The organism is Bacillus sp. AFS073361, assembly GCF_002567005.1.
Classification (GTDB): Bacteria; Bacillota; Bacilli; order Bacillales; family Cytobacillaceae; genus Neobacillus.
This window is the reverse complement of record NZ_NUZU01000061.1, coordinates 1-5863: the sequence shown is the minus strand read 5'-3', so window position 1 is coordinate 5863 and position 5863 is coordinate 1. Positions and strand designations below refer to the sequence as shown.

Annotated in this window: 4 protein-coding genes; 3 read left to right on the top strand and 1 reads right to left on the bottom strand. The window is 38.8% G+C overall.

What is annotated here, in order from left to right; all coding sequences use genetic code 11:
* Positions 1-399: 399 nt before the first annotated feature.
* Positions 400-2583: a transglycosylase domain-containing protein gene (locus COJ96_RS25085; RefSeq protein WP_098576514.1), complete on the bottom strand. Its 2184-nt coding sequence runs from the start codon at positions 2581-2583 to the stop codon at positions 400-402.
* Positions 2584-2848: 265 nt separating this feature from the next.
* Between COJ96_RS25085 and COJ96_RS25080 the strand changes: the two genes are divergently transcribed.
* The 3 genes from COJ96_RS25080 (at position 2849) to COJ96_RS25070 (ending at position 5705) form a co-directional block, all read left to right on the top strand.
* Complete coding sequence (locus COJ96_RS25080) at positions 2849-3868, top strand: DUF3231 family protein (protein WP_098576513.1); 1020 nt, start codon at positions 2849-2851, stop codon at positions 3866-3868.
* Positions 3869-4344: 476 nt separating this feature from the next.
* Positions 4345-4869, top strand: a complete 525-nt coding sequence (locus tag COJ96_RS25075; RefSeq protein ID WP_098576512.1) for a hypothetical protein — start codon at positions 4345-4347, stop codon at positions 4867-4869.
* Positions 4870-5480: 611 nt separating this feature from the next.
* Positions 5481-5705: a hypothetical protein gene (locus COJ96_RS25070; RefSeq protein WP_098576511.1), complete on the top strand. Its 225-nt coding sequence runs from the start codon at positions 5481-5483 to the stop codon at positions 5703-5705.
* Positions 5706-5863 lie beyond the last annotated feature (158 nt).

Here is a 5863-nt window from a genome sequence, read left to right as displayed (position 1 = left end):
ATATTGTTTGTTTGCACGATCTTGTTTGTTTAGTTTTCAAAGAACAATTCATTATGTCAGAAGCGACATTTGTTATTATACCAACTCTCTATTATGATGTCAATATAATTTTTATATTTTTATCAATCACTTTTAACGACTAAAGGTCCGTTTGACAAAAGCGACGTTTATTATTATATCAACCCTATATTTCTATGTCAATATAATTTTTATTTCTTTTTCAATCACCTTTAACAATGAAAACTTGCTGTCAAAAGCAACTTCCTTATAGTATCACCCTCTTAATAATTATGCAACAAAAAGTTTTTCTTTTTTTAAAATGCTCTTACGGTTTTCTTTCCAATAATAAATAAACCAGGAGATTAGCATATCTCCTGGCTTTTCACTGGTTTTACCGATCTAATGATTCTTTTTTCCTTTACCTTTCCCTGGGTGCTTTTTCTTTTTCTCTTTTTGTTGTTTCTTTTCTTCCTTTTTTGATTTCTGCGCATTTCTAATTCCCGCATTATTATTAGCAGGTTTTGCTTTGTTGATAATTGGTTTTGGTTTTGGCGGTACCTCTGCAGAAGTAACGCCTTTAATATACAGTTCATTATTTACTCGATAGACACTGCTTGGCTGCTGAAAGCTCGATGCATCCGTTCCAAATGACTGCATCATGTTTTTGAACATATACTTCGCAATCGGTGTCGTCTTCACGTCCATAAAGTTACCAGAGCCGTTTTGTGCATATCCTGTCCAGACCGCCATGGTGTATTGCGGTGTATACCCTACGAACCAGCTATCATTCGTGGCGTTTTCTGGGTATCCAAATTTCGCCCGGGTCGGTGCGTCAAAATTCGTTGTCCCTGTCTTCCCTACCACATATAGCCCAGGAACGTTGGCCATTGCTCCGCCCCCATTTGTTACAACGGAGCGCAACATATCAGTCACCATATACGCCGTATAATCCTGCATAACCCGTTTGGATTTCTCCGTAAAATGAACGACTTTACCATTGGGCAGAACTACTTTTTGAACAAAATGAGGTTTATTATAGTTCCCTTTATTTCCAAATGCACTGTAAGCTCCGGCCATGGCTAATGGACTAACAGTATTGCTGCCAATCGCATAAGATTCGTATATTTGATTATTTTTAAAAGTAATACCGAGTTGTTGGGCAAAATTCTTTGCCTTTTCCATTCCAACCGCCCGTAGTGTAAGAAGAGCAGGAATATTATAAGAGTTGTTTAGTGCATTCCGTATGGTCAACATACCATGATACTGATGATCCCAGTTGGAAATCGGCTGTCCAGTTGAATACGACGTCGGCTTGTCATTAATCAGATGACCAGTGGACCATTTTAAATTTTCAATCGCTGGACCATAGTCAAAAATCGGTTTAAATGTCGATCCTGGCTGACGACGGAGATCAACCGCAAAGTTGTTACCTAGAAATTCAGCTTTATACTCGTTTCGCCCGCTCCCAATCGCCCGCACTTCTCCGGTTTTTGTATCTAAAAAGACAAAAGCCCCCTGGAAAGCCGCATTTGGATAGGCAATGATTTCATTGGTGTTCAACATTTTATCTGCATAATTCTGTGCATTTGTATCGAGGGTGGTATAGATAGATAATCCATCCTCACTGATGTCGACACCCTTCAGTTTCCTCTTTACCTCTTTTACCACTGCATCCAAAAACGCTTCGTAAGGAATCGTTTGTTGGTTGCTTTTTAGGACAAGTCCCTCAGTAACAGGAACTTTTGAAGCTTCCTTGTACTGTTTCTCCGTTATATACCCATCTCTAAGCATCGAACGTAAGACGATATTTCGGCGATTTGTGGCCGCTTCTTTGTTTTCCGGCTTGGTTGGATCGTAATTATTCGGGCTCTGCGGCAGTCCGGCTATCAAAGCTGCCTGCGCGAGCGTCATTTTTTTTAAATCCTTTACTTCGATACCATAGTAACTCTTTGCGGCAGCAGCAACTCCGTAAGAACGGTTTCCAAGGTAGATTTTGTTTAAATACATCATTAAAATTTCGTGCTTGGAATATCTCTGTTCCAACTGATAGGCCAAGTCCCATTCTTGGACTTTTCGCTTTAAGGTTTTCTCAGGCGTCAAAAAGGAATTTTTAATCACTTGCTGAGTAATCGTACTACCGCCCTGTGATCCGAAATTTCCGGTTACATTGACAAAAATAGCCTTAGCAGTCCTTTTGATGTCGATTCCATGATGCTCATAAAAATGGGAATCTTCCGTGGCAATAAACGCCTGCTCCAGTACTTTTGGAAGTTGATCATAGGTAATTTTCGTTCGCTTTTCTTTCCCATATTCATAAAGAAATTTTCCGTTTTTATCGTAAAATTTCGTTGAAAGTGGATCCACCAGCTTAGAATCATCCAAATTAGGCGAACCCTTAATCATAGAAGCGAACGTGATCGCTCCTGCTCCAGTTGAAACAAGTCCCAGCACGAGACAGACAATGATTATTTTTTTCAAAATCGATCCTTTTTTCTTCGGTTTCCGATTGCTTCTGTCTTGATTCTGTCTTGCCCTTTCCGCTCGCTTTCGTTCCTCACGAGATTGATAAGTCTCTTCTGTCATGCTTCTTCTCTCCCATGTAAATTTATGGTTTGGCAAAGTTGATATGATGTAAATGAAAGTATGATCGGCTAATTATAGGACTTCGTAAGCGGGGTTAATTTTATGAGGGGAACACGCAAAAAATGAGCCTTAGTGACGGTTCTCCTGGCTCCAATGAGACTTGTGGTGACCACCAGAACCGGGTTTCCCGGCCAGGAGACTCATACATATTACAGGTAATTTATGGGGAAGTTATCCTATATTATTTATACGTTGGAGGTAAATTATGGAGGCAAAGGGAATCCAGATAAGGTTAACTGCTGGTGAAATGGCTCAACTTTGGGCTCAATACTTAAATGATAGCGCAAGCATTTGTATCCTTACTTATTTTTTAGAAAAAGTGGAGGATGATGAAATTAAGCCGGTCATTAAATATTCCCTAGAGTTATCTGCATCACATGTTCAAACGATTACAGCTATTTTAACTGAGGAAAAGAATATTGTTCCGCACGGTTTTCGCATTGGAGAAGATGTAGATTTAACTGCACCTAGACTATACTCTGACGCATTTGTGCTCAATTTTATTCACCAAATGTCGAAGGTCGGACTTACTTTATATGGAGCCGCTCTAGCAGCATCAGTAAGAAATGACATTAAAGCTTATTACATGGACTGTCTTACTGAAACCATGGGATTATATAAACAATCAACAGAATTATTATTATCCAAAGGGCTGTTTATCAGGTCTCCGAACCTGCCAAATTTAGAGAAGGTTGAATTTGTGAAAAAGCAATGGTTTATGTTGGATGTAATTGGAGAAAAAAGGCCATTAATTGCAGCGGAAGTTGATAATTTATTTGCGAACATGCAAAGAAATGCTCTCGGAGTTGCTGCGCTAACCGGATTTAGTCAGGTTGCACAGGACAAGGATGTTAAAAAATTTTTTCTAAAGGGTTTAGAAATTGGGAATAAACACATTAGATTATTTAGAGCGAAGTTAGAGGAAAGTAAACTCCCTGCACCCATGGGGTGGGATGGGGAAATAACAAACAGTACCACACATACATTTTCTGATAAACTCATGATGTACTTTACCACTGGTTTAATAGCTATGAGTGTTGGCTATTACGGTACAGGTATCAGTGTAAGTCCCAGAGGAGATCTGGCTTCACTGTATAACAGGCTATCCGTAGAGGTTCAAATGTATGCAGAAGATGGGGCCAATATCATGATAAAAAATCGCTGGATGGAGCAGCCTCCAATGGCATCCGATCGAGATGAGTTAATAAGAGGAAAGAATAAATAGTGAAAATATAGTATCCAGATAAAAAGAGAAGCACCAGCCTAATTGGCGGTGCTTCTCTTCATATATTAAAATGCGGCCACTTTCTCTTTTTCACCTTTTAACTTTTCGAGTTCCTTAGTGAGTTCTTCCTCGCTTACATAGCTATTTTATGCCGCGTCAAACTGAGCTAACGGAGCTGCAAACTGATCGTTATCTGATGTATTGAATAGTAATAGAGATTCGTGAAAACTTGGTGAAAAGGAGAAACTATTTTAAAAAAAGTGACGGTTCTAATAACTCCAAAGAAATTCAGCCGGCCACCAGACCTGACCTCATGTTTCCTACTGTATCTAAATATCTCAATCTTTGAATGTATGAGTATTTCTGCCTATAGGTTGTGTCTTTCTTACCAAAAAAAGGAATAAAAAGAGGGATTAGAGGAGGTTTGAAGAAATTATTATTATATAACATATTTATTTCTTGGGGGAAATGACGCCATGAGACAAAGCCGACAATATAAATCTCCATATGCAGCAATGTTATGGTCATGTGTATTACCAGGATTCGGGCAATTTTACAATAAGGATTATATAGTTGGAGCTGTGTTGATCGGCATGGAATTTGTCGTGAATTTGAACTCAAATCTAAACCTATCTTTAATCAACTCCTTTATCGGGGATATACATTCTGCCCACCACGTAATCGATTATAGATGGGCACTATTTTACCCATCCATGTACGGTTTTGCGATTTGGCAGGCATTTAATGCAGCAATCACCAATAATCATAAGATGATTGGTAAAGATTCGGACCAACGGACATATTTATCGGGCTTCTTTATCGGAATGGTTTTAGGCATGGATTTCGGATTATTTTGGCATGACACTAGCTTGATCAGATATTATTCCGTTATTAGATTTTTAGATTTCCCTGTCTTTAACGGACTGGCATTTGGATTGTTAATTGGAATCATAGGGCATATCATGGAAATTAAAGTGTATCGAAAACAAAGGAGCATCTGATAACAAGTAAAAGATAGAGGACACAGAGGACAAATATTTTTATATTGTTTTGCTTCACTGTTTTAGGAAAGCGTGCTCCATTTACTACTTCACCGAAAAGTGACTTCCTTCGGGCAATCCAAGTGGCCTTCATTTACCACTTCATTGAAAAATGACTTCCTTCGGGCAATCCAAGTGGCCTTCATTTACCTTTTCATTGAAAAATGACTTCCTTTGGGCAATCAAAGTGGCCTTCATTTACCTTTTCTCACGTGACATAATCCCTCTTGACTACCTTCCCTTATCTTTTTTCATAGTTTCGGGCGTCTATCCCCCTTATTGACTACCTCCCTTTCGCTTTTTTCATAGTTTCGGTCACCTATACCTCCTATTGGCTACCGTTCTTTCTCTTTTTTAATCGCCTCAGTCGTCAATAAAGAAAAATCTCCCTAGCAATCAAAAAAAATGCCCTCCATTATACGATGAAGGACAAAATTAACCAATGTGTGGTGTCAGGCACCGAAATTGATTAAAATGGTAAATTTCTAGTAAAATCTACTTAGTTGGAAAGTTTGGTTGGGTTGAGCATTTTGAGAATGAGCCGTAGGGAGAAGGAGTTAGAGAAAAACAGAATGAATATGTTTAGGAAGTTGTCTGATGGGGTATTAGCGCTGCTGATTTCCATCCTGCTTTATGCGGGATTTTTTGCGATAGTTTCACAGAGTCCTGGGGATGAAATGAATAATAGTTTGATCGCCATGGCAGCCTTTGTTGCAATGACGTTTTTTATAAACTTTCCGGTGTGTTGGTGGATAATCAAACGGATCATTAAGGCTAGTCGAGGGAAGAATTATTGAAACAAAATGAAGCCCAGTTCCGATTGGAACTAGGCTTTTTTGTTTAATAGAGTTACACAAGCATTCATGTGGAAAAATAAACAGTGGACAATTCTTCATCACAACAAAAAAGAACAACCCAATTGAGTTGTTCTTTAAATGCCTGGCAACGTCCTACT